General features: G+C 36.6%; 27 protein-coding genes. 22 read left to right on the forward strand and 5 right to left on the reverse strand.

Annotation, left to right across the window (positions count from 1 at the left end; translation table 11 throughout):
• Positions 1–11: 11 nt before the first annotated feature.
• Positions 12–293, reverse strand: coding sequence for a GNAT family N-acetyltransferase (locus tag ACS3UD_RS16590; protein ID WP_308138547.1), 282 nt, complete (start codon positions 291–293; stop codon positions 12–14).
• A 239-nt stretch (positions 294–532) separates the two neighbouring features.
• On the opposite strand from ACS3UD_RS16590, the gene hcp reads away from it, so the two are divergent.
• The 13 genes from hcp to ACS3UD_RS16655 all read left to right on the forward strand — a co-directional run bounded on the left by hcp (position 533) and on the right by ACS3UD_RS16655 (position 13,185).
• Positions 533–2,170 (forward strand): hydroxylamine reductase, encoded by a 1,638-nt coding sequence (hcp, locus tag ACS3UD_RS16595; RefSeq protein ID WP_308138546.1) that lies wholly within the window; start codon positions 533–535, stop codon positions 2,168–2,170.
• A gap of 77 nt (positions 2,171–2,247) precedes the next feature.
• Positions 2,248–2,451, forward strand: coding sequence for a DUF1858 domain-containing protein (locus ACS3UD_RS16600; protein ID WP_308138545.1), 204 nt, complete (start codon positions 2,248–2,250; stop codon positions 2,449–2,451).
• 61 nt (positions 2,452–2,512) lie between these two features.
• Positions 2,513–3,124, forward strand: coding sequence for a hypothetical protein (locus tag ACS3UD_RS16605; protein WP_308138544.1), 612 nt, complete (start codon positions 2,513–2,515; stop codon positions 3,122–3,124).
• On the forward strand, positions 3,121–3,675 hold the full coding sequence (locus tag ACS3UD_RS16610; RefSeq protein WP_213924969.1) for a hemerythrin domain-containing protein: 555 nt from the start codon (positions 3,121–3,123) through the stop codon (positions 3,673–3,675). The genes ACS3UD_RS16605 and ACS3UD_RS16610 overlap by 4 nt, the downstream gene beginning before the upstream one ends.
• A gap of 14 nt (positions 3,676–3,689) precedes the next feature.
• On the forward strand, positions 3,690–4,031 hold the full coding sequence (locus ACS3UD_RS16615; RefSeq protein ID WP_308138543.1) for a cupin domain-containing protein: 342 nt from the start codon (positions 3,690–3,692) through the stop codon (positions 4,029–4,031).
• 93 nt (positions 4,032–4,124) lie between these two features.
• Positions 4,125–5,300, forward strand: coding sequence for an anaerobic nitric oxide reductase flavorubredoxin (locus ACS3UD_RS16620; RefSeq protein ID WP_374049893.1), 1,176 nt, complete (start codon positions 4,125–4,127; stop codon positions 5,298–5,300).
• Positions 5,301–5,530: 230 nt separating this feature from the next.
• Positions 5,531–6,937 carry an MATE family efflux transporter gene (locus ACS3UD_RS16625; RefSeq protein ID WP_308138542.1) on the forward strand — a complete coding sequence of 469 codons (1,407 nt, stop codon included), beginning with the start codon at positions 5,531–5,533 and terminating at the stop codon, positions 6,935–6,937.
• 152 nt (positions 6,938–7,089) lie between these two features.
• Positions 7,090–7,926 carry an adenosylmethionine decarboxylase gene (gene speD, locus ACS3UD_RS16630; RefSeq protein WP_308138541.1) on the forward strand — a complete coding sequence of 279 codons (837 nt, stop codon included), beginning with the start codon at positions 7,090–7,092 and terminating at the stop codon, positions 7,924–7,926.
• Entirely contained in the window at positions 7,927–8,778 is an 852-nt protein-coding gene (speE, locus tag ACS3UD_RS16635; RefSeq protein ID WP_308138540.1) for a polyamine aminopropyltransferase, read from the forward strand. It abuts the gene before it with no gap.
• A 160-nt stretch (positions 8,779–8,938) separates the two neighbouring features.
• A complete protein-coding gene (locus ACS3UD_RS16640; RefSeq protein ID WP_308138539.1) occupies positions 8,939–9,856 on the forward strand; it encodes a ketopantoate reductase family protein in 918 nt (305 codons plus the stop codon).
• A gap of 16 nt (positions 9,857–9,872) precedes the next feature.
• Positions 9,873–10,613, forward strand: a complete 741-nt coding sequence (gene tatC / locus ACS3UD_RS16645) for a twin-arginine translocase subunit TatC (RefSeq protein ID WP_308138538.1) — start codon at positions 9,873–9,875, stop codon at positions 10,611–10,613.
• A gap of 33 nt (positions 10,614–10,646) precedes the next feature.
• The gene (mnmA, locus tag ACS3UD_RS16650; RefSeq protein WP_308138537.1) at positions 10,647–11,810 is read left to right on the forward strand and encodes a tRNA 2-thiouridine(34) synthase MnmA; all 1,164 of its coding nucleotides are present in this window, start codon (positions 10,647–10,649) and stop codon (positions 11,808–11,810) included.
• 133 nt (positions 11,811–11,943) lie between these two features.
• Positions 11,944–13,185, forward strand: a complete 1,242-nt coding sequence (locus ACS3UD_RS16655; protein ID WP_308138536.1) for an MFS transporter — start codon at positions 11,944–11,946, stop codon at positions 13,183–13,185.
• 86 nt (positions 13,186–13,271) lie between these two features.
• Here the strand turns inward: ACS3UD_RS16655 and rd are convergent, their stop codons facing one another.
• Positions 13,272–13,430 (reverse strand): rubredoxin, encoded by a 159-nt coding sequence (gene rd, locus ACS3UD_RS16660; RefSeq protein ID WP_308138535.1) that lies wholly within the window; start codon positions 13,428–13,430, stop codon positions 13,272–13,274.
• Positions 13,431–13,582: 152 nt separating this feature from the next.
• On the opposite strand from rd, the gene ACS3UD_RS16665 reads away from it, so the two are divergent.
• From ACS3UD_RS16665 to ACS3UD_RS16675, 3 genes are read left to right on the forward strand one after another with little or no spacing between them, the layout of a single operon-like run.
• Complete coding sequence (locus ACS3UD_RS16665; RefSeq protein WP_308138534.1) at positions 13,583–14,506, forward strand: alpha/beta hydrolase; 924 nt, start codon at positions 13,583–13,585, stop codon at positions 14,504–14,506.
• The gene (locus ACS3UD_RS16670) at positions 14,507–15,778 is read left to right on the forward strand and encodes a hypothetical protein (protein ID WP_308138533.1); all 1,272 of its coding nucleotides are present in this window, start codon (positions 14,507–14,509) and stop codon (positions 15,776–15,778) included.
• 11 nt (positions 15,779–15,789) lie between these two features.
• Positions 15,790–16,452, forward strand: a complete 663-nt coding sequence (locus ACS3UD_RS16675; protein WP_440977700.1) for a DUF6320 domain-containing protein — start codon at positions 15,790–15,792, stop codon at positions 16,450–16,452.
• 35 nt (positions 16,453–16,487) lie between these two features.
• On the opposite strand, the gene asnA is transcribed toward ACS3UD_RS16675, so the two are convergent.
• Both asnA and ACS3UD_RS16685 read right to left on the reverse strand, forming a co-directional pair.
• Positions 16,488–17,501 (reverse strand): aspartate--ammonia ligase, encoded by a 1,014-nt coding sequence (gene asnA / locus ACS3UD_RS16680; protein WP_308138531.1) that lies wholly within the window; start codon positions 17,499–17,501, stop codon positions 16,488–16,490.
• A gap of 15 nt (positions 17,502–17,516) precedes the next feature.
• Positions 17,517–18,677 (reverse strand): MFS transporter, encoded by a 1,161-nt coding sequence (locus ACS3UD_RS16685; RefSeq protein ID WP_308138530.1) that lies wholly within the window; start codon positions 18,675–18,677, stop codon positions 17,517–17,519.
• Between the two features lie 134 nt (positions 18,678–18,811).
• On the opposite strand from ACS3UD_RS16685, the gene ACS3UD_RS16690 reads away from it, so the two are divergent.
• Positions 18,812–19,366 carry a GNAT family N-acetyltransferase gene (locus ACS3UD_RS16690; RefSeq protein ID WP_308138529.1) on the forward strand — a complete coding sequence of 185 codons (555 nt, stop codon included), beginning with the start codon at positions 18,812–18,814 and terminating at the stop codon, positions 19,364–19,366.
• Here the strand turns inward: ACS3UD_RS16690 and ACS3UD_RS16695 are convergent, their stop codons facing one another.
• A complete protein-coding gene (locus ACS3UD_RS16695; RefSeq protein ID WP_308138528.1) occupies positions 19,367–20,719 on the reverse strand; it encodes an MATE family efflux transporter in 1,353 nt (450 codons plus the stop codon).
• 121 nt (positions 20,720–20,840) lie between these two features.
• Between ACS3UD_RS16695 and ACS3UD_RS16700 the strand changes: the two genes are divergently transcribed.
• The 5 genes from ACS3UD_RS16700 to ACS3UD_RS16720 all read left to right on the forward strand — a co-directional run bounded on the left by ACS3UD_RS16700 (position 20,841) and on the right by ACS3UD_RS16720 (position 25,898).
• On the forward strand, positions 20,841–21,470 hold the full coding sequence (locus ACS3UD_RS16700; RefSeq protein ID WP_308138527.1) for a cyclodeaminase/cyclohydrolase family protein: 630 nt from the start codon (positions 20,841–20,843) through the stop codon (positions 21,468–21,470).
• A gap of 12 nt (positions 21,471–21,482) precedes the next feature.
• Positions 21,483–22,343, forward strand: coding sequence for a bifunctional 5,10-methylenetetrahydrofolate dehydrogenase/5,10-methenyltetrahydrofolate cyclohydrolase (locus ACS3UD_RS16705; protein ID WP_308138526.1), 861 nt, complete (start codon positions 21,483–21,485; stop codon positions 22,341–22,343).
• Complete coding sequence (gene ltaE / locus ACS3UD_RS16710) at positions 22,340–23,371, forward strand: low-specificity L-threonine aldolase (RefSeq protein ID WP_308138525.1); 1,032 nt, start codon at positions 22,340–22,342, stop codon at positions 23,369–23,371. Before ACS3UD_RS16705 ends, ltaE begins: the two co-directional genes overlap by 4 nt.
• A gap of 140 nt (positions 23,372–23,511) precedes the next feature.
• Positions 23,512–25,119 (forward strand): FAD-binding oxidoreductase, encoded by a 1,608-nt coding sequence (locus tag ACS3UD_RS16715; protein WP_308138524.1) that lies wholly within the window; start codon positions 23,512–23,514, stop codon positions 25,117–25,119.
• A complete protein-coding gene (locus ACS3UD_RS16720) occupies positions 25,116–25,898 on the forward strand; it encodes an electron transfer flavoprotein subunit beta/FixA family protein (RefSeq protein ID WP_308138523.1) in 783 nt (260 codons plus the stop codon). Before ACS3UD_RS16715 ends, ACS3UD_RS16720 begins: the two co-directional genes overlap by 4 nt.
• The last annotated feature ends 2 nt before the right edge of the window (positions 25,899–25,900 follow it).

Here is a 25,900-nt window from a genome sequence, read left to right on the forward strand (position 1 = left end):
GTTGTTATGTCTTAGTTTTTTTCTATATATATGTCTTTGTGCTCAGGATGTTTTTCAAACCAGTCGACAGCATATGAGCAGGTTGCAGCTGCCTTCCTGCTGTTTTTTTTCAAATCTTTAACTAATGAGGTCATTAACTTATCGGCAACTCCCTGTCCTCTTAGTGATTTGTCAACGTATGTATGGTTAACATTGACCATGTCTTCTGATACTGAAGGAAATGTAATTTCAGCAATACATTCTCCGCTTTCATTTTCCAAATATATTCTTTCCTTTTCGTGTATAAAGTCCATACTACCTCCGATAAAATTTATTTGCGCTTATGAAATAGACAATACATTAATAATTATAATATGTCAATCAGTCATTTTTACTATTATGTAACGTTTGGCTGTAGCTGCTTCAATGTTTTTAAAATAATATTAAAAATTTTCAAAAAGCGTAACAATTGTTACGGAAAAATATAATTATTTGCTTTATCATATAGTCATGAAGAAAAAAGAAATGAAAAAATTTAGGAGGAAATATATTAATGGAAAATAAAATGTTTTGTTATCAATGTCAGGAGACAGCAGGCTGCACAGGGTGTACAAAGGCAGGAGTCTGCGGTAAACAGCCGGAAACAGCAAGATTACAGGATTTGTTAATATATGTTTCCAAAGGATTGTCTGATGTGACAACTAGATTAAGAAAAGAAGGAAAAGAAATTTCATCAGATGTTAATCATTTAATAACTTTAAACTTATTTACTACAATCACAAATGCAAATTTTGACGATGATGTATTTTATGACAGAATAAAAATGACGCTTAATGTTAAAAATGATTTAATAAACCAATTGTTGTGCAGAGAAGGTTTATCAGAGGCGGCAATATGGTATGCTGATACTAATATGGCATTTGATAAAAAGGCATGGAACGTAGGTGTGCTGGCAACCAGAGATGAAGATGTCAGAAGTCTTAGAGAGCTGATTACTTACGGACTAAAAGGTATGTCGGCGTATATGAAGCATGCTAATGTTTTAGGTTACGATGATGAAAATGTAAATGCATTTATGCAGGGTACATTGGCTAAACTTTTAGATGATAATTTGTCGGCAGAAGAGCTTATTGCACTGACAATGGAAACAGGAAAGTTTGGCGTAAGCGGAATGGCTTTACTGGATAAGGCAAATACAAGCACTTACGGTAACCCGGAGATTACAAAGGTAAATATAGGAGTAGGCAAAAATCCAGGCATATTGATTTCGGGACATGATTTGGGCGATTTAGAGCAGCTGCTGAAACAAACAGAAGGCACTGGAATAGATGTTTATACACATTCAGAAATGCTTCCTGCTCATTACTATCCTCATTTGAAGAAGTACAAACACCTAGTGGGCAATTATGGAAATGCATGGTGGAAGCAAAAAGAAGAATTTGAATCTTTTAACGGGCCTATTCTAATGACTACTAACTGCATTGTGCCACCAAAGAGCAGCTACAAAGACAGATTGTTTACAACAGGTTCTGCAGGTTATCCCGGATGCAAGCACATTGACGGGTCTACGGGGACAGAAAAAGATTTCTCAGAAATTATAGAGATTGCCAAGAGAAGTCCTGTACCTACTGAAATTGAAACAGGAGAAATTGTGGGCGGATTTGCCCATGAGCAGGTGTTTGCGCTTGCCGACAAGGTTGTTGATGCGGTTAAGTCAGGAGCAATCAAGAAATTTTTTGTAATGGCAGGGTGTGACGGCAGAGCTAAATCAAGAAACTACTATACCGAATTTGCTAAGGCACTGCCAAAAGATACTGTAATATTAACTGCCGGCTGCGCAAAATACAAGTACAACAAACTTGATTTGGGAGATATAGGCGGTATTCCGAGAGTATTGGATGCGGGGCAGTGTAATGATTCGTATTCACTGGCGCTTATTGCTCTTAAACTAAAGGAAGTGTTTGAGCTTGAGGATATTAATGAACTTCCTTTGGCATTTAACATTGCATGGTATGAGCAGAAGGCTGTTATAGTATTGTTATCACTTTTATATCTTGGAGTTAAAAATATTCACTTAGGGCCTACACTACCTGCATTTTTATCGCCGAATGTTGCGGATGTTTTGGTTAGAGATTTTGGAATAGCAGGAATAGGTACTGTTGAAGACGATTTGAAAATATTTCTTGACTGATTGGTTAGAATACAATAATAATTCAGCGGTAAAAGATTATGTCTTTTACCGCAAAATAAAATGAAGAGGTGAATTATATGGAAAAAGTTACAAAGGATATGTATATAGGCCAAATATTGCAAATGAACCAAGGCTTTGCAGACATTCTGATGAATGCCGGAATGCATTGCTTAGGATGTCCATCTTCTCAGATGGAAACACTGGAAGAGGCAGCAATGGTTCATGGCTTTAATGTTGAAAATCTATTAGAGCAGTTGAATAGTTTTTCGAAAGCGGAGTAGTAATATGAATATGAGCATGGAGAAATTCATGCTCATATTTTTAAATAATAATGGAGGAAGTATGAGTGCATTTTTGGGACCTATACATTTTTGGCTGTATAATAAGATAAAAATACAAAATAAAATTGTAGAAGATATATTAGATTTACAATTGGTCATTAGTTCAGAGATAAGAGAACGAATTAATGTGAAATACGGTGACGGAGAATTAAAACCATTGGATGAAGTAATAGATGAGGACAATATACACAAGTGGCTTCAAAATCAGATATCAAAAGTTGAATATAAGCTTGCTGAGTCTGTAACCGAAGCAATAAAAAATGAAGCGGATAATATTGAGGATATTAAGGAAGTATTCAAATTAAATGGGGAAAGGTATTCTCCATTGGACAAAAATTCCGGAATTGAAGAGGCGTTTAAAGCCATTAATGATACACTGCTTGACGGCATGCCTTGCGATCACATCAATGCTATAGTCAAGCAGGATAAGAATGAAGCCGTATGGAAGAGATATGAATGTGTCCATTGTAAGTATTGGGATGAATTTAACAGTGATGTGCGCGTATTTTATATTTTAAGAGATGAGTTTATAAAAGGTCTTCTGCATTCTACAAATATAAAATACAAGAAATTAAATGATACAACTTATAAAATTTTGAGGATAGATCTATGAAAAGTGTGGAAATAATGGTAATGGAGCATGACTATATTTTGCGTATGCTAAATGTTATGCGCAAGGCATGCATTAATGCTATGAATGGTGAGAATATTAATTATGACGATTTCAGCAAAATAATTGAATTTATAAGAAAGTATGCTGATGCACACCATCATGGCAAGGAAGAAAAATTTCTTTTTAAGGAAATGCAGATAAATTTGGGAAAATTAGGAGAGAATTTAATAACACACGGAATGCTGGTTGAACACGATTACGGAAGGTTGTATGTAAGTAATCTTGAGGATGCTTTGCATAAGTTGAAAAAAGGCGATGATGAAAGTAAGCTTGATGTAATAAGCAATGCCGTTGCCTATACAAATCTCCTTAAAAGACATATAGCTAAGGAAAACGAAGCAGTTTATATGTTTGGTGAAAAGAATCTGCCAAAAGAAGTGATAGATAAGATTAATGAAAAAACGGATAAGTTTGAAAGAGAAGCTGAAAAGATGGGAACTCAAAAATATTTTATTGATATTCTTGAAAGCCTAGAAAAGAAATATATTTAAAAGAGGAGATAATAATGAATTTAAAAAATTTGAATGAATGCATAGTATTTAATGATAACCAGCTGACCAAAAAAATTGCGTTTAATGATGATGAGGTATTGGGATTTGTGCTAAATCTTAAAGCAGGTCACACACTTCCTGTTCATCAGCACAATGATTCTGCCCTTACATTGCTGGTACTTCAGGGAAGTGCAGAATTGCAGGTTGGCAATGACGTGCAGAAAATCCAAAAAGGTACGGCTGTAATGGCTAAGGGAAAAGAAGAGTTTGGTATTCCAAAGGTATATGAAGACATTTCATTATTTGTTATACTTTCTCCTAAACCCTCAGACCCCAAATTTTCAAAGGAAATATAATGAATCAAGCCTGTCGGATTAATATATTTTGACAGGCTTCCAATATATATAACCAAAAATAAGTTAAAATGTTAAGTAGTAAAAGGAGGGATTATGTTTAAAATTTCGGAAACGGTAAAATGGGTAGGAAAAATAGACTGGGAGTTGGAAAAATTTCACGGAGAAGAATATTCCACACACAAAGGATCATCGTATAATTCATACTTGGTTCAGGACGAGAAAAATGTTTTGATTGATACGGTTTGGGAGCCTTTTTCAAAAGAATTTGTTTCAAATTTGAAAGAAGAAATTGACTTGAAAAAAATAGACTACATAGTAATGAATCATTCGGAGGTCGATCATGCGGGAGCATTAGGAGAATTGATGAAGGAAATTCCGGATACTCCGATCTATTGTACAAAAAATGGTGCTAAAATTATAAAGGGCCTTCATCATAAGGATTGGAATTTTGTTGAGGTTAAAACCGGAGATTCGTTGAGTATAGGAAAAAACAAACTTATATTTGTTGAAGCAAAGATGCTTCATTGGCCTGATTCAATGATGACATATATGTCCGGAGAAAATATACTGTTCAGTAATGATGCTTTTGGACAGCATTATGCTTCAGAGCTTATGTACAATGATAAGGTTGATCAATATGAACTTTACAATGAAGCAATAAAGTATTTTGCAAATATTTTGACGCCATTCAGTAAATTTGTGGTGAAAAAAATTGAAGAGGTTGTTTCTATGAATATACCAATTGAAATGATTTGCCCCAGTCACGGTATTATATGGAAAACAGATCCCTTGCAAATTGTTAACAAATACATGGAATGGGCTAAAGAGTATCATGAAAATCAAATTACTATAATTTATGATACAATGTGGGGAGGAACAAGGAAAATGGCTGAAGCCATTGCAGAAGGAATAAAGTTAAAGGATAAAAACGTTACTGTTAAGCTATATAATTGTGCCAAAAAAGATAAAAACGATATAGTAACCGAGGTGTTTAAGTCAAAATTAATACTTGTGGGGTCATCTACAATAAACAACGGAATTCTGTCAGCTTCATCGGGTTTTTTGGAAATGATAAAGGGTTTGAAATTTGCTGAGAAAAAAGCGGCAGCATTTGGATGTTACGGATGGAGCGGAGAATCTGTAAAAATAATTACAGATTTACTTAAAGAAGCAAAATTTGAAGTTATTTCAGAAGGGATTAAGGAACTTTGGAATCCGGATGAAGAGGCAATTAACAGATGCAAAAAGTTCGGTGCGGAATTGGTTTAACACACTAGATTGTCTAAAAACAGACAATTTAGTGTGTTAATAATATAACTTTTCGAACGGCTGAATGATTGCAGTAAGTAAAGACGCATAATATTTTAGACAGAAGCTGGTAGCCTGTATTTCAGAATATCGGCTTTTTTGCATGCCTGAAATCCTTGCTGCAAACAAAATGTATTGAATAATAAATGTAAATGGATTACAATACATTATGTTGGGTAAAGGAGGAAAATATGACCAATTTAATTAAAAGGATATATTCCAATAAATATATGGTAAAAGCCGAAAATATAGTTGGAGACATTCCTTCTGACAAGGAAATATACAAAAATGCTGCAGAGGTCGCATGGCCATCTGCTTTAGAGGCAGTATTGGTTCAGCTTATATCGTCTGCGGATTTGATTATGGTTGGAAGTTTGGGACCTGTTGCAATATCAGCAGTTGGAATTACAACTCAGCCCAGATTTATACTGCTTGCGGTGATTCTTTCACTTAATATTGGCGTAACAGCTGTTGTAGCAAGGAGAAGGGGAGAAGGAAACAGGGAAGAGGCTAATAAGACACTGAGACAGTCTTTATTAATATGTGCAGTGCTGTCAGTAATATTATCAACATTAGGAATAATATACGCGGAGCCGCTGATTATATTTGCTGGAGCACAAAGCGACGTGGTTGAAAGCGCAATAATATATTTTAGAATTATTTGTATAGGAAATTTTTTTACATCACTAAGTCTTACAATAAATGCAGCTCAAAGAGGGGCAGGCAATACAAAAATATCTATGAAAACAAATGTTGCAGCCAATCTGGTAAATTTATTCTTTAATTACCTTCTCATAAACGGGCACCTAGGCTTTCCTGCATTAGGTGTTATAGGAGCTGCTATTGCTACGGCAATAGGAAATCTTATAGGGTTTTTGCTCTCGTTAAAGTCTGTTACTTTTGCATATCATTTCCTGGAACTTAAGAGAAATCAAAGCTGGAAGCTTGAAAAAGAAACAATACAAAGTATTTTGGGCATAAGCGGAAGTGCTTTTGTAGAGCAGGTTTTCATGCGTGTAGGTTTTTTTACCACAAACAAGCTTATAGCCGGTCTTGGAACGGTTGATTTTGCAACACATCAAATATGCATGAACCTGGTAAGCATATCTTTTGCATTTGGTGACGGCCTAGGAATAGCTGCATCAGCATTGGTGGGGCAAAGCCTTGGTGCAAAACGAGGAGATTTAGCTACCATTTATGGAAAAACTCTTCAAAGAATTGCTTTAACTATGGGATTAATGTTTGTAGTTATATTTATTACAGGAAGGTATTTTCTGATCTCATTATATACAAACGATGCAGCAGTAATTTTAGCTGGCTCACAAATTATGATTTTAATAGCATTCACGTCACCGATTCAGACTTCGGGTGTCGTTATTTCAGGAAGTTTGAGGGGGGCTGGAGATACAAAGTTTGTAGCTTTGACTTCGTTTATCAGCATAGGAATAGTCAGACCTGGAGCTACATGGTTATTTTGCTACCCGTTGGGTCTAGGGCTGATAGGGGCATGGATTGCATTCGGTACTGACCAGTCACTTCGGCTTATTATTAATTATACAAGATTTATAAAGGGAAATTGGACAAAAATAACAATATAATTAAATGGAAGAATGGCTGTTTAAACAGTAGTTGTAACAGGTAAGCTAAATGTTTTTAAAGCTGTCCCAATTAACATTATTTTACTCTTTAAAAGCCTTGATATATATTTATATATAGTTTATAATGAAAAAAATTTTAATTAAGAAAGGTAGTGGTGTTAGGGTTGGAAAAAAAGCTGACATTGTATGGCTTTAATAATCTTACCAAATCGCTTAGTTTTAACATCTACGATGTATGCTATGCTAAAAGCGAGAGGGAACAGAAAGAGTATATTGAGTATATTGATGAGCAATATAATTCAGAAAGACTTACACAGATACTATGCAAGGTGACTGAAATTATCGGAGCACATATTCTTAATATATCAAAGCAGGATTATGATCCGCAGGGAGCGTCGGTTAATTTATTGATTGCCGAAGCGGCGTTGAATGTCGAAGAGATTGATGAATCATGCAATCAAGGAAAGCTGGTATGCAATAACGTGTGTTATCAGGAAACAGTCCATGCACATTTGGACAAGAGTCATGTAACTGTGCACACATATCCGGAATATCATCCGAACAAGGCTATTTCAACATTCAGAGTAGATATAGATGTATCCACATGCGGCAAAATTTCTCCTCTTAATGCGTTGGACTATTTAATAGGGAGTTTTGATTCCGACATTATCACAATTGATTATCGTGTAAGAGGATTTACAAGAGATTTAGGCGGCAAGAAATTCTATATCGATCATGATATTAAATCAATACAGGATTATATAGATAAGTCGACGTTGAAAAAATACGATGCTATTGATGTCAATGTTTTTCAATCTAATACATTTCACACAAAGATGCTAATAAAAGATATTGACCTTCAAAACTATCTTTTTAACAAAGATGTTTATGAACTGCTTCCCAAAACGAGACTTGAGATTTCAGACAGCTTAAGAAAAGAAATGATTGAGATTTTTAGCGGCATGAATATATTTCAGGAGGAGAATTAAATGGAATTATGGTTTACTGAAGAGCATACAGACAATGTAAGATTTTCTGTCAGAGTTGACAAGCACATAGAAAGCATGCAAAGTGATTTTCAAAAAATAGATGTTTTTCAAACACCTGAATTTGGAAAGGTTCTTGTAATTGATGGATTTATAATGCTGACAGAAAAAGATGAGTTTATATACCACGAAATGATAACTCATGTTCCCATGGCAGTTAACCCGAGCATAAAAAACATTCTGGTAATCGGTGCGGGAGACGGAGGAACTGTCAGAGAATTGACAAGATATTCAACCGTTGAAAAAATTGATATGGTCGAAATAGACAAAATGGTTGTGGATGTGTGCATGGAGCATATTCCGCAGACAGCTTCAAAATTAAATGATAAAAGAGTCAATCTATTTTTTGAAGATGGATTGAAATTTGTAAAGGCAAAAACAAATGAATATGATTTGATTATTGTAGACTCAACCGATCCCATCGGTCCGGGAGTCGAATTGTTTACGCAGGAATTTTACAAAAATTGCTACAATGCATTGAAGGAAGACGGAATTCTTGTAAATCAGCATGAGAGTCCATATTATAGAAGAGAAGCCGAAACTATGCAAAGGACTCACAAAAAGATAAAATCTGTTTTCCCTGTTGCAAATGTATACCAGGCTCATATCCCTACTTACGGCTCAGGTCACTGGCTGTTTGGATTTGCTTCGAAAAAATATGATCCTGTTAAGAACCATGAAGCAGGCAAGTGGGAATCTTTGGGAATCTCCGCAAATTATTATAATTCGAATCTCCACAAAGGAGCATTTGCACTGCCGAATTATGTAATTGATTTGCTTAATAACGCGAAATAAAACAGCATTTTTCTGTTTTAGCTTTGCATATCGTAAGCTTAATTTGATTCTTTAAGCAATATGTAATGATTTAATTAATTTAATGCATTGCATAAAGAGAATAATTCTATTATAATATATTGCGATGAGTTTGTTTTAAAAAATAAATCGGGTGATAGATATGAATATAAAAACGGTTGCACTTATAGGAATGGGTGCAGTGGGAACTGTGTACGGAAATTTGCTTTTTAAACGATACGGTAAGAATTTTGCTGTAATAGCTGACGATTCAAGACAGGAAAAATTAAGGAAAAACGGATTTACGTTGAACGGAAATACTTTTTACCCTGAAGTAGTATCAGGCGGAAATAACGGCGTAAAATACGATTTGGTAATATTCGCGGTTAAGAACTATCAGCTTGAACATGCAATCGAAGACGTAAGGCCGTTTGTTGGAGAAAGAACAATTCTAATAACATTTCTCAACGGCGTAACGGCGAGAGAAAAGATTAAAGAAGCATATCCGGACAATAATGTTCTCTACGGATTATCAATGAAAATTGATGCAATAAGGACTGAAAGCGGCGTAGTAAATACCGAAGATGGTGAAATACATTTCGGTGAAGCCGATAATACGGTTGTTTCTGAAGAAGTACAAGCAGTTAAAGAATGTTTTGACAATTCAGGAATAAGAAACCTTGTATTTCCAGATATGAAAAGAATGGTATGGAAAAAGTTTATGTTAAACGTTGGAGTTAATCAGGTAACTGCCGTTACAAGATCTCCATATGGAAAGGTTACAAGCCTTGAAACAAACCTAACACTGTTCAGAGAGGCAATGGAAGAAGTGCTTACAATTGCAGAAGCTTCTCAAATAGATTTAAGAGAAGAAGATATTGAGGAATTTGTTGTTCTAATGAGCAATTTTTCACCAAATGGCAAAACATCCATGCTTCAGGATGTTGAAGCAAAGAGAAAGACAGAAGTCGATTACTTTGCGGGAACAGTTGTTGAAATGGGGAAAAGGTTGAATATTCCGACACCCGTTAATCATGTACTTTACTGTATAATAAAATCAACAGAAGAATTATATCAATAGCAGAGCAGGGCTTATTATGAGAAAAAAAAATAAAAAAAATGAGAGAAATTTAACGCTGGTAGGGCATCTATCCGAGCTTAGGAAAAGACTTATTTATTCAAGTGTTGTTCTTATAGCAGCTGTCTTTATATTTTATAATTTTGCGGAAGTAGTAGTTAAGCATATAATAGATATTGCTCCTGAAATCAATTTTGTATTTATAGCTCCCGCAGAACTTTTGCTGTCATATGTGAAGATTGCGGTAATCGGAGGGTTAGTTATAGCAGCTCCGTTTTTGATGCTTCAGCTGTGGCTTTTTGTAAGTCCGGGACTTACAAAAAGTGAGAAAAAAACAATTGCGGTTTCGTTGTTTGTAGGAGGTATGTTTTTTATTCTAGGTGTTGTATTTGCATATCTTGTGGTACTTCCAATAATGCTTCAGTTCTTTATGGGATTTGAGATAGAACAGATTGATGAAATGATCAGCTTCAGCAATTACTTGTCATTTGTAATCAATACACTGCTGTCGTTTGGATTAATATTTGAGCTTCCTATTTTAATGGTTATTCTGACAAAATTCCATATACTGAAAGTAAGCTTTATTAAGAAAAATAGAAAATATACAATTTTGATTATATTTGTAGTAGCAGCATTGCTTACTCCGCCGGATATTATAACACAGTCGTTATTGGCGCTGCCTATGATACTGTTGTTTGAGGTGGGTGTAATTTTCGCATCAGTTGTTGAGAGAAAAAATAAAAAGGATGAAATTGAGTAACCTTTTAAATGTTAACTTTCAAAATATTTGACAATGTTTTGCGCAAGTTATATAATTGCTGTATACAAAAGATACTATAAACAGGACAGAAATGTCCTGTTTTTTAAGATAGGAGAAAGTATGAATAAAAAAGTTATGGTTGCCATGAGCGGAGGAGTTGACAGCTCAGTGGCAGCAGTCCTTCTAAGGGATCAGGGCTATGATATATGCGGTGCAACATTGAAATTGTTCAGCAACGAAGAAGTTCTTGACAGTTGCAAAACAAGAACCTGTTGTTCTCTTGAAGATGTGGAAGATGCAAGAAGCGTATGCTACAAGCTGGGGATTGAGCATTTTGTTTTTAACTTCGGTGACACATTCAAAGAAGAAGTAATAAAAAAGTTTGCTGACAGCTATGAAGCAGGAACTACTCCAAATCCGTGTATTGACTGCAACAGATACGTTAAATTTAGTAAGCTGATCAAACGAGCTCTTTTAATGGGAAAAGATTATATAGCCACCGGTCATTATGCTCAGATAGAATATGATAATGCAAGCGGCAGATATTTACTAAAGAAATCAGTTGATATGTCTAAAGACCAGAGCTATGTGCTGTATGTTCTTTCTCAGCATGACTTGTCAAGAACTTTGCTTCCTCTAGGCTCTATGAATAAAACTGACGTACGAAGAATAGCGGAGGAAAGAAATCTGATAAATGCTAGAAAACCTGACAGTCAGGATATATGCTTTGTTCAGGATGGAGATTATGCGGGATTTCTTGAAAACAAAATGGGAATTATATCTAAAAAGGGAAATTTTGTTGACATTGATGGAAATAAAGTAGGTGAACATAAAGGCATTATTCATTACACCGTAGGCCAGAGAAAGGGCCTTGGAATTGCTTTAGGGAAACCTGCTTATGTAGTGAGCAAGAATAAGGATGAAAACACGGTAATTTTGGGAAATGAGGACGACCTGTACACAGACAGGATGGAGGTTCGTGATATTAACATGATTGCTGTGGAGAAACTTACATCTCCAATGAAAGCAACGGTAAAAACAAGGTACAGTCAGAAAGAGGTAAAAGCAGTGCTACACCCTGAGGGTGATGATAAAATTATTGCAGAGTTCGAAAACAAACAGCGTGCTGTGACACCGGGGCAGGCAGCTGTGTTTTACGACGGGGATGTTGTAATTGGGGGAGGCACAATTATTTAATATTGTTAAAACGGCAGTGTATTGCAAAATAAAATATTTAAAAAAGTATGACAGGGTTATCTTAAATGGAGATTAGTTCCTAATAGGAGATAACCCTTTTAAGATGACTGGCAACTAAAGGAGTATGCTAATAATGAAAAAACTGCTTTTAAAAACTAAAGTATACTATGGATGGATAATCGTACTCGCTGGGTTTTTAATTATGGCTACTGCATGGGCGATTATTTTTAACTGTGCAAGTATATTTGTCAAGCCAATAAGCGATGAATTTGGTTTTAAACGTTCTTATGTCAGTGCAATAGTTACATTGTCTATGTTCTCTCAGACAATTATATCTGTTGTATCAGGCAAAATATTTTCAAAAATTAATATTAAACGATTAATGAGGGTATCATCGGTAGTTATTTCCGTATCATATTTTATGTATTCCTTAGCTGACTCGCTGTTTGAATTTTATGCAATAACAATAGTTGCAAGTGTATCCGCAGCATTTTTAACAACACTTCCTCTCTCTCTTATTATTAACAACTGGTTCAGCGATAAAAAGGGGCTGGCCATAGGCTTTGCATTTATGGGAAGCGGAGTGGGAGGAATGCTGTTTAATGCATTAGCTGGCATTTTGATGGAATCTTATGGGTTTAGATTCGCCTATATGGCTTTGGCTGTTATAATGGGAATAGTAATAATACCATGCGTGTTTTTAATTATAGAGATTCATCCCAGAGACGTATATACAGAATCATCATATTATAAAGAAAATAAATCTCAGATTATGGATTACGATGATGGAATAACACTTCAAGAGGCAAGAAAAACATATAAATTTTGGATTTTAATGATCTGTTTTATCGCCGGAAGCATTGGAATGGCTACAACATTTTTTACAATATCTCCTCACATGAGCGATTCAGGATATTCCTTAACAACCAGTGCAAATATTACAGCATTAACTATGGGAGTATTAGCAGTAAGTAAATTGGCTCTGGGCAGGATGTTTGACAGATTCGGGGTAAGAACATCTTCTATACTATCTATTTTGTTAAATGTGGTAGGACTTGTTGGTCTGCTGTTTGCCAAGTATAGAATATTTTTGATTTTCATTGTTTTAGGAACTGGATTTGGAAGTGCGTTTTCAACAATTGCATTTCCCATCATAACAGACAAATTATACGGACAAAAAGATTTCAGCAACATTTATGGATTGTTTTGTGCAGCAAGCAGCATAGGGGGAGTGGCCGCTCCGATAATAAACGGTGTGGTATTTGACATGACAGGAAGTTACAACTATTCATATATTTTTATGTTAATTGTATCAATTGTTTTAATATTAATTTATAATATAATACTTCCTGGTAGAAATAGCGTGCAAAATTAAAGCTTTTCATGCGAAAGAGTCTTCGTTTAAGGATAAAGGGATTGTGGCAAAAATTAAGATGCTGCAATCCCCTTTTATACTAAATTTTATTCCGGTGAAAATTGATCTTTTCCGACTCCGCAAAGAGGGCAAACCCAATCTTCTGGCAAATCATTAAATGAAGTTCCTGGAGCTATACCGTTATCCGGATCTCCTTCAGCTGGATCATATACATAACCGCAAGCGTCACAAACATATTTTTGCATAATTTTCCTCCTTAAAATTGTACTTACTATTATTTTAACGTAATACTAATAATTGTCAACAAAAAAAGCGCTTGATTTTAAAGAATAAATAAAATTATGGACACGTGTAATTTTTATATATATAATGGTGTAAACTAAACAGTGAGGTAATCATGGCTATAAATAAGGTCGTCAGAGCTGCACTAAAGGCAATAACATACAGAGATATTGATATTAAGAAGAACTATCTTCTTCATAGAAATTTTGTGAATCTTGCCCACAGAAATTATTTAAAACCGCCTTTCAATACATGGGATTGCTCAATTGATTCGGGAAACCACAGCATTCCTATCAGAATATATGCTCCGGGAGATAAAGGTAATTATCCTGTGTTGCTTTTTTTTCACGGTGGCGGATGGGTAGTAGGAAACATAGACAGCTATAGTAAGGTTTGCGTAAATATGGCAAAACTGACAGGTCACAAGGTTGTTTCCGTAGACTACAGGTTGGCACCTGAGAACCCGTTTCCTGCCGGGCTTGAGGATTGTTATAATGTTGCGAAAGCATTTATTTCTAACAAAGTAATTAATGAAAAAGAGGTTACAATAATAGGAGATAGTGCGGGAGGTAACCTGGCTGCCGCGTTGTCGCTGCTGGCAAAAGAAAGAAATGAATTTAAAATTAAAAGGCAGATATTGATTTATCCGGCAACGTATAACGACCATAGTGAAAAAACACCGTTCCAATCAGTTCATGATTACGGAAAGGAGTATTTGCTCACGTCAAAAAAAATCTGTGATTACATGGACCTGTACAAAAGCAGTGAAGAGGACAGAAACAGTAAGTATTTTGCTCCTTTGCTGGCAGAAGATCTTAAGGGCCAGCCTGATACCCTGATAATAACAGCGGAGTTTTGCCCTCTGAGAGATGAAGGGGAGCAATACGGGAAAAAATTAAGAGCTGCAGGAAACAATGTGGAGATATTCAGAATTAAAGACGGTCTGCACGGCTTTTTTGCCCTTCCTCCGAGATTTCCGCAGGTCAGGCTGTGTTATGAGATAATTAACACTTTTCTTTCAAGCTACGAGGTGAAATAATTGAAAAGAAAAAAAATATCAGAATGGAGTAAATTAGATAATGCGGCAAAGATATTTCCGCCAAACAGCAAGAGCAGCGATACGAAGGTTTTTAGATTTGCGTGTGAACTGTATGAGAATGTAGATAAAAATGTTTTGCAAAGGGCGTTGGACATAACAGTAGATGCGTATCCACTATATAAATCTGTAATTAAGAGCGGACTGTTCTGGTATTATTTTGAGCGAAGCCATTTTAAAGCTGTTGTAACGGAAGAACACCTTCCTCCATGCACGACTCTTTATGATAAAAATAATAAAACATTGCTTTTCAGAGTCATGTATTATAAAAAAAGAATAAGCTTTGAAGTTTACCATGCCCTGTCAGACGGAGCCGGTGCTTTGCAGTTTTTAAAAACTTTGGTTTTCCATTATATTACTATCAAGCATGAACATAAATTTCGAGATAAAGTACCTGTGCTGGATATTGAGTCATCAAAGACACAGAAAATGGATGACAGCTTTCAGAGATATTATTCGGGGGAAGTCGGCAATGAGAAGAAAAAAGGGAAGAAGGCTTTTAAACTTCGAGGATCCAAGATACCAGAGTACAGAATCAGCGTTATAGAAGGGGTTATTCCGGTTGATTTATTGCTGGCAAAGGTAAAGGAATATAACACTTCCATGACAATTTTTCTTGCTGCAATCCTCATGTGTGCAATCAATGAGGAAATACCTGTCAGACTTAAGGAGAGACCTGTTGTTTTAAGCATACCGGTTAATTTGAGAAACTACTATTATTCTCATACAGCCAGAAACTTTTTTGGTGTAATAAATGTGGATTATAATTTTTCTGCAGGGAGCGGAGAATTGCCTGATGTAATAGAACACCTTAAGCAAAGTTTCAGAGAAAACCTAACTCCTGAAACTTTAGGCAGGAGAATAAACATGCTTTCATCATTGGAGCATAACTTTATTCTTCGCGCAATTCCTCTTTCTATAAAGGACATTGCGTTGAAAATTGCAAACAGCATAGTAGACAGAAGCTACACTTCAACCTTGTCAAATGTGGGAATTGTAAGTATGCCGGAGGATATCAGACCTTTCATATCTTCCTTCGATATATTTGTAAGCACAAATAAGCTGCAGGCATGTGCATGCTCTTTTGAGAATAAGTTCAGAATCAGTTTTACGTCTGCATTTGTCAGTACTGAGGTGCAGAGAAGATTTTTTAAAACTCTAACGGATATGGACATTCCCGTAACCATAGAATCAAACATAGTACACGAGGAATAGAAGGTGAGCCATTGAAATATTGTAATAATTGCAAGATAAATGTGAAAGGAAACAGGAGAAAATGCCCTCTCTGTCAGGCAACGCTCAATGGAGATAAGCACAGCGATGAGGTGTTTCCGGCTATTTCATTTGTATACAAGGAGCATGGCCTGTTTTTTAAAATAATGCTTCTTGTTTCAATTGTAATCGCATCTGTTTCTGTAGCTATAAATATTTTGTTACCGCGGAGCGGGGCGTGGTCGATATTTATTCTCGGAGGCCTGGGCTCGGTTTGGGCAAGCATGATATCAGCCATAAACAAGCGAAATAATATTCCAAAAAATATTGTTTACCAGGTAATGATTATTTCTGTAATAGTAGTTATATGGGACTTTTTAACAGCCTGGAAGGGATGGTCAATTACGTATGTTATTCCATTCGTATGCTGTTTTGCAATGATTTCAATGGCTATAATATCAAAAGTACGCAAGCTTTACGTTGAGGATTATATATTGTATATAATAATAGACGGTTTATTCGGCTTGGTTCAGATAATATTTATATTTACGGGAGGATTGACTGCATTGTATCCTTCGCTTATATGTATAGTTACAAGCATAATATCATTGTCAACAATACTCATCTTTGAAGAAAAAAGGCTCCATGCGGAGATAAAAAGAAGGCTGCATCTGTGATAGTCACATGCAGCCTCGGTTTGTTTAAATGGTTGTTATAAAAGGTGTATTCCGTTTTTTCTACATACATCCTTCATTTCTTCGGACCAAACGGAAGCCTGAACTTCTCCAATATGCGCCTTTTGTAGGAAAAACATGCATATTCTTGATTGTCCGATACCGCCTCCAATTGTGAAAGGAACTTTTTCATTTATAATATCCTGGTGGAATGGATATTCGGCTTTGTACATCTGATCCTTTTCCTCAAGCTGGCTCATAAGTGCATTCTTATCTACTCTTATGCCCATGGAAGAAAGTTCTAAAGCAATATCCAGAGTAGAGAAATAAAATAGTATATCTCCGTTCAGTGACCAGTCATCATAGTCTGCAGCGCGTCCGTCATGGACAGTTCCGTCAGAAAGTTTTTTGCCGACTTCCATTAGGAATACAGCTTTCTTGTCCTTTGTAATCAGATATTCACGTTCCTTAGGTGTTTTATCAGGATAGAGTTGAAGAAGCTCCTCTGTCGTCATGAAATGAATTTGCTCAGGAAGCTCATTCCTTAAAAATGGATATAGACTTCTCAAGTAGATTTCTGTTGATTTAAATGCGCCGTATATTTGGTTTACAACTGCCATCAAAGTTTCCTTTGTTCGGTCTTCCTTCTTTATTACTTTTTCCCAGTCCCATTGGTCAACGTAGATAGAGTGGATATTATCTAACTCTTCATCGCGTCTGATTGCGTTCATATCTGTATAAAGTCCTGTGTATGTATCAAAGCTGTAGCTTCCAAGAGCCATCCTTTTCCATTTTGCAAGAGATTGAACAATTTCAACATCATACTTTGTCTCGAGCATGTCGAAGCGCACCGCTCTTTCGTGCCCGTTCAGATCATCATTAAGCCCTGACTCTGGACGAACCATTAAAGGCGCGGATACTCTAATGAGAGAAAGATTTTTTGCAAGCCCGGCTTCAAAAAAATCCTTTATTCTTTTAATTGCAATTTGTGTTTCCAGAAGAGAAAACTTGTTTACGTATCTTTCCGGAATCAATAATTTTTCTAATGACATAAAAAACCTCCGATGTTAAATACTTTCATTCTTTGTTTTTCTGCTTATAGCAACGAGCATTCCCAGACAGCAAATTATTGATATCGGTGCCATGTAAAAGGCGCCGTATGATCCCAATAAGTCATTTAATGCTCCTGTTATGTTAAATAAAACTAAAAATAATATATTGCTTAATGTGACGATCAACCCGATTGCAAATGAAGAGTTTTGGCTGAAGGCTGAACTGATTAGTACCATCATTGTAGGGAAAGTGATGGAAATAAATATACCTGATGCTGCTACAAGAATAAGCCCTTCTCGCTTCAGCTGAAGCCCGACAAGCATGAATACTGCCGCTGCAATAAGGAACAGTTTCAATCCTCGTGAAGTACCAGTTTTATTGATTATAAATCCTCCAAGAAGCCTCCCCAGTGCAAATAAAAGGAAAAATATCGAAGCATACTTTGCAGCAGCTGCAGGGCTTAGGCTGTATGAATCTGTCATATAGCTGATAAACCATGTTTGCACAATAGTTTCTGCTATCAGTGCAAAAGTAAGAGCTACTACAAACATATAAATCAGATTATTTTTGTACATACCTTTTCTATTGAATGATATCTCGCTGCTTATTTGTATGCTAGGAGTTTTGATCATTAAAGTTAATATTACGGTAATAACAAAGAATATACCTATGTAAAAATAAATAATTCTCCATGAAATTCCGTTGGATAGTAACCTTCCGTAAACACTTTGTCCAGCAAAGCTTCCTAAACCAAACATAAAATGTGTAATATTCATTAGTATTGACTCGAACCCCACAGACAGAACAGGAATCATTGAATCAATTCCTATACACAGGAATTGACGTCCAACACCGTATATAAAGTAGAAAAGTCCAAGCATAAATACATTATGAGTAAACGGAGCAATTAATATGCCTATTGTTGAGGTGACTGACCCAATTATGTATACTGTTTTGTGGCCGTATTTTTCGCAAAAGTGACCGCCCAAAAAGCTCCCTATTATATTTCCCAATGTGGATAAGCTTAATATTAAGCTCATAATTGTGTTGTTTATATTAAATTCCTTAATAAAAAAAGGTAAGAAATTACCTCGGGAACTGTCAAACAGAGCCATCGTAAAATATATGTAAAAGAGAGTAAATATCAAGAATACCTTATTGCCTTTAGTTATCATTTTTTGCCCTTTCATCCAATTCATTGAATTCTGTATTATACTAACATAAAAAAAATATATAGTAAAGCAAAATAAGTTGACTATTTAAGTTGCAAATTATAAAATTAGAACTGAAATTTACAAGGGAGATAAAAATGTTCAAACAGACTAGATACGACTCAGAAAGATTATATTTAAGGATATTAAAGCCCAGGTACGCGCAGGAGGTTCTTGATTACTACAAAAGAAATCATAATTTTCTAAATGAGTGGGATCCTGCACATCCCAGAGATTTTTATACGCTTTCATATCATAAAAGAAAATTATACAACGAATACAACCTGTTTAAGAATGATTTGCAGGTGAGATTTTGGATAATTAAAAAGGAAGACAACAAATTAATAGGGAATGTTTGCTACTCCAATATAATTATGGGCAATTTCAAATCTTGCTTCTTGGGATACAAACTTGATAAAGATGAAATTAACAAGGGATATATGACGGAAGCCATTGAAAGAACAGTAGAAATTATGTTTGACAATTTCGGACTTCACAGGATAGAAGCAAATGTTGTGCCCAGAAATGGCAGGTCGCTCAGAGTGATGGAAAAGCTGGAGTTCGAGCAAGAGGGTTTCTCAAAACGATACTTGGAAATAAACGGAAAGTGGGAGGATCATATCCACTTTGCGTTTTACAACGATAGAATATAATCACTTCCAGGAACTAAATGTTTTTTTTAGATAGATGCTCATTGTTGGTACAGCTATTAGAACTGATAATATTTCCGAAAGGGTAAATGAATACCAGAATAAATCTAAACCGCTTATTTTTGAAAGCACATATGCAGCAGGCAACAGTATTAAAAGCTGTCTTGTAAATGATATGACAAGGCTGAGCATTCCCTTGCCAAAGGCCTGAAACGAAGTGCTTATTATAATCCCAACGGCAGCGACTGGGAAGGTCAAGCTTATTATTCTTAAAGCTTTGGTTCCTATGGACATCATTTCAGCATTGCTGTCAAACATCCCGAGAAGTTGCTCGGTAAATATTTGAAAAATAAATGTTCCTGCAAGCATGATGCACACAGAAAATAAAAGGGTGATTTTTAATGCATTTAAGACTCTGCCCTTATTTTTTGCACCAAAATTGTATCCGAGGATAGCTCTAAACGCCTGCATCATTCCGAAAATAGGCATGAATATAAATGATTGCAGCTTGAAGTATATGCCCAGCACAGAAACGGCGGCATCACTGAAAGCTATCAGGATCAGGTTTAATCCACTTACCATTACGGAAGCAAGGGACTGCATTATAATTGCAGGAAGTGCCACAATATACATATCCTTTAAAATTGCCTTTTCAAATTTAAAATTCTTAAGCTTAATCTCAAGAGACTTGTCCTTCTTAAACATTATAACGATCAAAATAAATGAAACAAGCTGACCAATAATAGTAGCTAAGGCCGCTCCCGATACGCCCAAGGCAGGCATGCCAAAGTAACCGAAAATCATTATGGGATCAAGAATAATGTTTGTTAAAGCTCCTGCAAGTTGTGAAACCATGGGCATCATTGTATTTCCCGTAGACTGCAGTATGGAAATTCCGGCATTGGAGATAAAATTAAAAAAGGAAAAAATTAATATAATTCTTAAATATTGAGCTGTTAACCCTTGAAGCAATGAATCGTCTGTAAACAATCGAATAAAGAAGTCTGTTAGAAAAATTCCTATTATAGCAATCAATACAGAGTATATAAGGCTTACCATAAAACCGTGGCTTGCAGCCTTACTTGCAGCATCGCGATTTCCTTCACCTAAACGTCTTGATATCAGGGATGAAACTCCAGCACCCGTTCCCACAAATAAGGCTACAAGAATAAGCTGCATTGGAAATGCAAGTGAAACAGCGGTTAATGCGTCCATCCCTATCTTTGAAACGAAGATGCTGTCAACTATGTTGTACATAGCTTGAATAAACATTGAAACGATAGGCGGAAGAGACATGGTAACAATTAGTTTTGTCATTGAGCCGGAGGCCATTTTGTTTTGTCCAGAGTTGTTCATATTATGCTCCCTTAATCTTATAGTTATTAATATGGTAAACAATGATAATAAAAATGTCAAATAATAATATTGTAATCGCTAGGCTACTTGATATATACTATTGTAAAGTGAGGGATAAATTATGAATTTAACAAAATTATCATGTGAGGAATTCGCAAGTGAACTTGCGTCAAAAAAACCCGTTCCGGGCGGAGGTGGAGCTGCTGCATTGGCAGGTGCACTAGGTGTGGCCTTAAATTCAATGGTGGCAAACTTCTCCAAAGGAAAGAAAAAATTTATTGGTTTTGAAAAGCAACACGAGGAAATATTGGAAAAGGGAGAAAAATTAGCTCAAAAGTTGTTGACTGCAATTGAAAAAGATGCAGAGAACTTCGAACCATTATCAAAGGCATACGTTATGCCGTCAGGTACCGAAGAGGAGAAAAGAATTAAAAATGAGGTTATGCAGAAATGTCTCAAGGATGCAAATGAAGCGCCGCTGGAAACACTCCGCCTTGTGTATGAGGGAATACTTCTTCATGACGAGCTTGTGGACATAAGCTCCAAAACTATAATAAGCGATATAGGAGTCGGTGTTCAGCTGCTTAAAGCTGCTTTGAACAGCGCTTATTTAAATGTTTTGATAAACATTAATTCTATATCGGATCAGGAATACGTTAATAAAAACAAAGAAATGGTCAAAGGACTGTTGAAAGACGGAAATGTAAAAGCTGACAAAATATATGAAAAGGTATTAAAAATATTAAGCTAACAGGAGAGAGAGATGGGTGACTTAATAAAGGGAAAGCCGGTTGCGGATGCAATAACAACTGAGGTTAAGAAAGAGGCCGAAGCTTTAAGAGAAAAAGGAATCATGCCAAAACTTAAAATTGTTAGAGTGGGAGAGCGCGAAGATGATCTTGCCTATGAGAGGGCTGCAGTAAAAAGAATGAATGCATGCAGTATAGAATGTGATGTTCTTAGCTTGCCTGCTGACATAAGTCAGGCGGATTTTTCAGAGGAGTTAGAAAAGGTAAATAACGATGAATCGGTACATGGCATACTGCTTTTTAGACCGCTTCCTAAGCAATTAAATGAAAATGAAATTAAATATATTATAAGTGCTGAAAAGGATATTGATTGTATGAATCCGATCAATGTTGCCAAGGTAACCGAAGGTGATGAATCAGGCTTTGCTCCTTGTACTCCTTCTGCGGCCATAGAAATTTTGAAATACTACAAAGTGGAATTAAAGGGAAAAGAAGCTGTGGTTTTGGGAAGGTCAATGGTTGTAGGTAAACCTTTGTCTATGCTTCTGTTAAAAGAAAATGCTACAGTTACCATATGCCATTCAAAAACTGCAAGTCTCAGTGAAATGTCATCAAGGGCAGATATACTTGTAGCTGCAATCGGAAAATCAAAAATGGTTACGCCGGATTATATTAAAGAAGGTGCAACTGTTATAGATGTGGGTATAAATGTAGATGGCGAAGGAAAAATTACAGGTGATGTAAATACATCCGACTGCATCGAAAAAGCCGGGCTCATTACTCCTGTACCTGCAGGAGTAGGTTCGGTAACAACAGCCGTGTTGGCAAAAAATGTTGTGAAAGCGTGCAAATTAAACATTGGGGGTAACATATGAAATACATTGATTTAAGAAGTGATACGGTTACTATGCCAACTGAGGAAATGAGAAAGGCAATGATGTCTGCTGAAGTTGGTGATGATGTTTACGGAGATGATCCAACTATAAACATGCTGGAAAAGATAGCTGCAGAAAAGGTAGGCAAGGAGGCAGCGTTATTTGTTCCCAGCGGTACGTTCGGAAACCAGCTGGCTTTGTTTACCCATGCAAGAAGAGGCCAGGAGGTTATTCTAGGAAAGAATAATCACATAGTGGTCCATGAAGTAGGCGCATCTGCAGTAATCGCCGGTGTACAGCTGAGAACGCTTGAGACATCCAATGGAGCAGTGAGCCCGAAGGACGTTGAAAAAGCAATTCGCCAAGATGATATTCACGAGCCTGAAACAGGGCTTATTTGTGTGGAGCAAGCTCATGGATGCGGTGCTGTTATTCCTATGGATACATTAAAAGAAATAAAGCAGATAGCAGAAAAAAATTCGATTCCTGTTCACATGGACGGAGCAAGAATTTTCAATGCAGCGGCTTCTCTGGGAGTAGATGCTAAGGAAATAGCATCATGTTGTGATTCTGTTATGTTCTGCCTTTCAAAGGGATTATCAGCTCCGGCAGGTTCCATGGTTGCCGGAAGCAGAGAATTTATTGACAGAGCCAGAAAAAAAAGAAAGCTCATGGGCGGCGGTATGAGACAGGTAGGAATACTGGCAGCAGCAGGTATAATAGCTCTCGAAAAAATGACCATGAGACTTCAGGAAGACCATGATAATGCAAAATACATGGCTGAGAGGCTTGAAGAAATACCAGGCGTAGAAGTAATAAAGAGCAGACTTGACATAAATATGGTGTTCTTTAAAATGGGAGAGGACATAATTCCGGAGAAAACTCTTGTGGAAAAACTTTATGAAAATAACATAAAAATTAATGGAATTGAGGACGGAGAATACCGGTTCGTAGCGCATATAGGCGTGACAAGAGAAGATATCGACTATGTAGTCGGTACTATGAAGGGTCTTGTGAAAGATAAATAATTTTTTAATTTAGAATAATGCGCAGGTGGATATAATTTCCTGATTAAAGGAATACTTGTATCCTCCTGTTTTTTGTGTTATTATTCCTATTATAATTATTACTTGTTGCTTATAACTATGATTTTTCATAGGAGGATAAAATGAATTGTGACTTTATAGAAACTTACGGAGAATATTTACGAGACGAATCCCGTCAGACAGGTGCTGCCGAAAGTATAATATTCCCAAAAACAGAAGAAGAAATTATGGCATCGGTTAAAGAATGTGCTTCTAAATGTGTGCCTATAACTATACAAGGAGCGCGCACCGGGCTTGCCGCTTCTGCGGTTCCCATGGGAGGACATGTTATAAATCTGAGCAGGATGAACAGTGTAATTGGAGCAAGGTACGATAAAAAGCAGGACAGGTTCTTTTTAAGTGTACAGCCAGGTGTTCTTCTTGCCGAAATCAGAAAATACCTGCTTAACAAGTCATTTATAACGACGGATTGGGGCAAGGAATCAAAAGATGCCTTGGAACATATGGCGAAAAATGAATGGTTTTATTCAACTGACCCTACCGAGGCGTCTGCATCCATAGGCGGTATGGTATCATGCAATGCTTCAGGTGCAAAAAGTTTCAGATACGGTTCCTCAAGAGATCATGTGACAGCCATAAGAGTGGTTCTTGCGAATGGAGATGTTTTAAGCATGGCAAGAGGGAGAAATATTGTCTCTGAAGGAGGGTTTACCCTTGTAACCGAGAGCGGAAGGAAAATTTCGGGTGAACTTCCGAAATATAAAATGCCTGATGTGAAGAAGAATACTTCAGGATACTACAACAAGCCTGCCATGGATATGATAGATTTATTTATAGGCTCTGACGGAACTCTGGGAGTAATAACGGAGATTGAAATTGAGCTAAACAGAACACATAAATCAAACTGGGGCGTTACTATTTTTATGCCGGATGAGGACAAGGCTTTGGATCTGGTGAGGGCATTGAGAGGGGAAAAACTGTTCGACAATATGGAGCCGCTTAACATCAAACCTTCGGCCATCGAATTTTTCAGCCATAAGGCATTGGAAATGCTTAAAGTGCAGCAGAAGACAAACCCGGCTTTTTCCTCTGTGCAAGAGATAAAGGAAGGCTACCATACGGCAGTGTACACAGAAATTGAAGGAGATTCAGACACAGAAATCTGGGCTGGAATTGAAAAGCTGGGAGATGTTATTGCAAAGCTGGGCGGCGATGAGGATGCAACGTGGGTTGCAAATAATCCTGTCAGTCTTGAGAAGCTGCACGCTTTCAGGCATGCATGTCCCGAGTGCGTAAATATGCAGATAGATGAAGTGAAAAAGATAGATCCAAATATAACAAAGCTGGGAACAGATATGTCGGTTCCGGATGATAAACTTAAGGAAGTTATGGAAATGTACAACGAAGATATAGAAAAGAATAAACTTCATGCTGTTATATTTGGTCATATAGGGAATAATCATCTTCATGTAAACTTAATTCCGAGAAATATGGACGAGTATAAAAAGGGAAAGGATCTATTCCTGTTGTGGGCTGAAAAAATTTCCGCAATGGGCGGCGCTGTGTCGGCCGAACATGGAGTCGGGAAGTTAAAGGTTCCTTTTCTTCAAAAAATGTACAGCCACAGTGAATTGAATGAAATGAGAAACATAAAGAAAATATTTGATCCGAAGCAGCTGTTTAATAGAGGAACAATATTTCCCTATGAGAAAGAGGAGGGAAACATATGAAAATTATCGTATGCATTAAACAGGTCCCCGGAACAAACGAAGTAAAAATGGACCCTGAAACAAATACAATCATAAGAGAGAACGTACCGGCAATAATTAATCCTTTTGACACATATGCCATAGAAGAAGCTGTGAGAATAAAAGAGAAATACGGAGCGGAAGTTTTCGGAATAAGCATGGGAATTCCCGCTGCGGCTGAAATGATGAGAGAAGCAGTATCATTAAAAATCGATAAGGCTATGCTTCTTACGGACAGAAAATTTGCAGGCTCTGATACTCTGGCAACGTCTTATGCTCTCAGCAAAGGTGTGGAAAAAATCGGTGACTATGATTTGATAATCTGCGGAAAGCAGGCAACAGACGGAGATACGGCGCAGGTAGGGCCAAGCCTTGCAAAAACTCTAGGAATCGCATATGCAACAAATATCAGCAAAATAATTGAAATAAAAAAAGATACCATGTGCTGCATGAAAATAACAGATGATGGATATGAAGAAATTGAAATTAAATTACCGGCGCTTATTACAGTTGTCAAAGAGATAAACATGCCGAGACTTCCTTCCATAAAAAGCATCAAGAAGTCTAAGAAGGCGGAGATAGAAATTGTTACTTTTGGCGACATCGACGCTGATGAAGAGAGAGCAGGATTGAAAGGCTCTCCGACACAGGTAAGAAAGACATTTGTGCCTGTTCATGAAGTGAACAGCGTCGAAATAAATGGCAGTCCCGGGGAGAAGGCAGAAAAACTGGCCGAGATACTGCTTTCCATAGAAGTTTAAGG

Source organism: Sedimentibacter sp. LTW-03 (assembly GCF_052059825.1).
Classification (GTDB): Bacteria; Bacillota; Clostridia; order Tissierellales; family Sedimentibacteraceae; genus Sedimentibacter.

Coding starts and splice junctions, on each gene's coding strand:
- ACS3UD_RS16590 (WP_308138547.1), bottom strand. CDS start 293: ATGGACTTTATACACGAAAAGGAAAGAATATATTTGGAAAATGAAAGC.
- hcp (WP_308138546.1), top strand. CDS start 533: ATGGAAAATAAAATGTTTTGTTATCAATGTCAGGAGACAGCAGGCTGC.
- ACS3UD_RS16600 (WP_308138545.1), top strand. CDS start 2,248: ATGGAAAAAGTTACAAAGGATATGTATATAGGCCAAATATTGCAAATG.
- ACS3UD_RS16605 (WP_308138544.1), top strand. CDS start 2,513: ATGAGTGCATTTTTGGGACCTATACATTTTTGGCTGTATAATAAGATA.
- ACS3UD_RS16610 (WP_213924969.1), top strand. CDS start 3,121: ATGAAAAGTGTGGAAATAATGGTAATGGAGCATGACTATATTTTGCGT.
- ACS3UD_RS16615 (WP_308138543.1), top strand. CDS start 3,690: ATGAATTTAAAAAATTTGAATGAATGCATAGTATTTAATGATAACCAG.
- ACS3UD_RS16620 (WP_374049893.1), top strand. CDS start 4,125: ATGTTTAAAATTTCGGAAACGGTAAAATGGGTAGGAAAAATAGACTGG.
- ACS3UD_RS16625 (WP_308138542.1), top strand. CDS start 5,531: ATGACCAATTTAATTAAAAGGATATATTCCAATAAATATATGGTAAAA.
- speE (WP_308138540.1), top strand. CDS start 7,927: ATGGAATTATGGTTTACTGAAGAGCATACAGACAATGTAAGATTTTCT.
- ACS3UD_RS16640 (WP_308138539.1), top strand. CDS start 8,939: ATGAATATAAAAACGGTTGCACTTATAGGAATGGGTGCAGTGGGAACT.
- tatC (WP_308138538.1), top strand. CDS start 9,873: ATGAGAAAAAAAAATAAAAAAAATGAGAGAAATTTAACGCTGGTAGGG.
- mnmA (WP_308138537.1), top strand. CDS start 10,647: ATGTTTTGCGCAAGTTATATAATTGCTGTATACAAAAGATACTATAAA.
- ACS3UD_RS16655 (WP_308138536.1), top strand. CDS start 11,944: ATGAAAAAACTGCTTTTAAAAACTAAAGTATACTATGGATGGATAATC.
- rd (WP_308138535.1), bottom strand. CDS start 13,430: ATGCAAAAATATGTTTGTGACGCTTGCGGTTATGTATATGATCCAGCT.
- ACS3UD_RS16665 (WP_308138534.1), top strand. CDS start 13,583: ATGGCTATAAATAAGGTCGTCAGAGCTGCACTAAAGGCAATAACATAC.
- asnA (WP_308138531.1), bottom strand. CDS start 17,501: ATGTCATTAGAAAAATTATTGATTCCGGAAAGATACGTAAACAAGTTT.
- ACS3UD_RS16685 (WP_308138530.1), bottom strand. CDS start 18,677: ATGATAACTAAAGGCAATAAGGTATTCTTGATATTTACTCTCTTTTAC.
- ACS3UD_RS16690 (WP_308138529.1), top strand. CDS start 18,812: ATGTTCAAACAGACTAGATACGACTCAGAAAGATTATATTTAAGGATA.
- ACS3UD_RS16695 (WP_308138528.1), bottom strand. CDS start 20,719: ATGAACAACTCTGGACAAAACAAAATGGCCTCCGGCTCAATGACAAAA.
- ACS3UD_RS16700 (WP_308138527.1), top strand. CDS start 20,841: ATGAATTTAACAAAATTATCATGTGAGGAATTCGCAAGTGAACTTGCG.
- ACS3UD_RS16705 (WP_308138526.1), top strand. CDS start 21,483: ATGGGTGACTTAATAAAGGGAAAGCCGGTTGCGGATGCAATAACAACT.
- ltaE (WP_308138525.1), top strand. CDS start 22,340: ATGAAATACATTGATTTAAGAAGTGATACGGTTACTATGCCAACTGAG.
- ACS3UD_RS16715 (WP_308138524.1), top strand. CDS start 23,512: ATGAATTGTGACTTTATAGAAACTTACGGAGAATATTTACGAGACGAA.
- ACS3UD_RS16720 (WP_308138523.1), top strand. CDS start 25,116: ATGAAAATTATCGTATGCATTAAACAGGTCCCCGGAACAAACGAAGTA.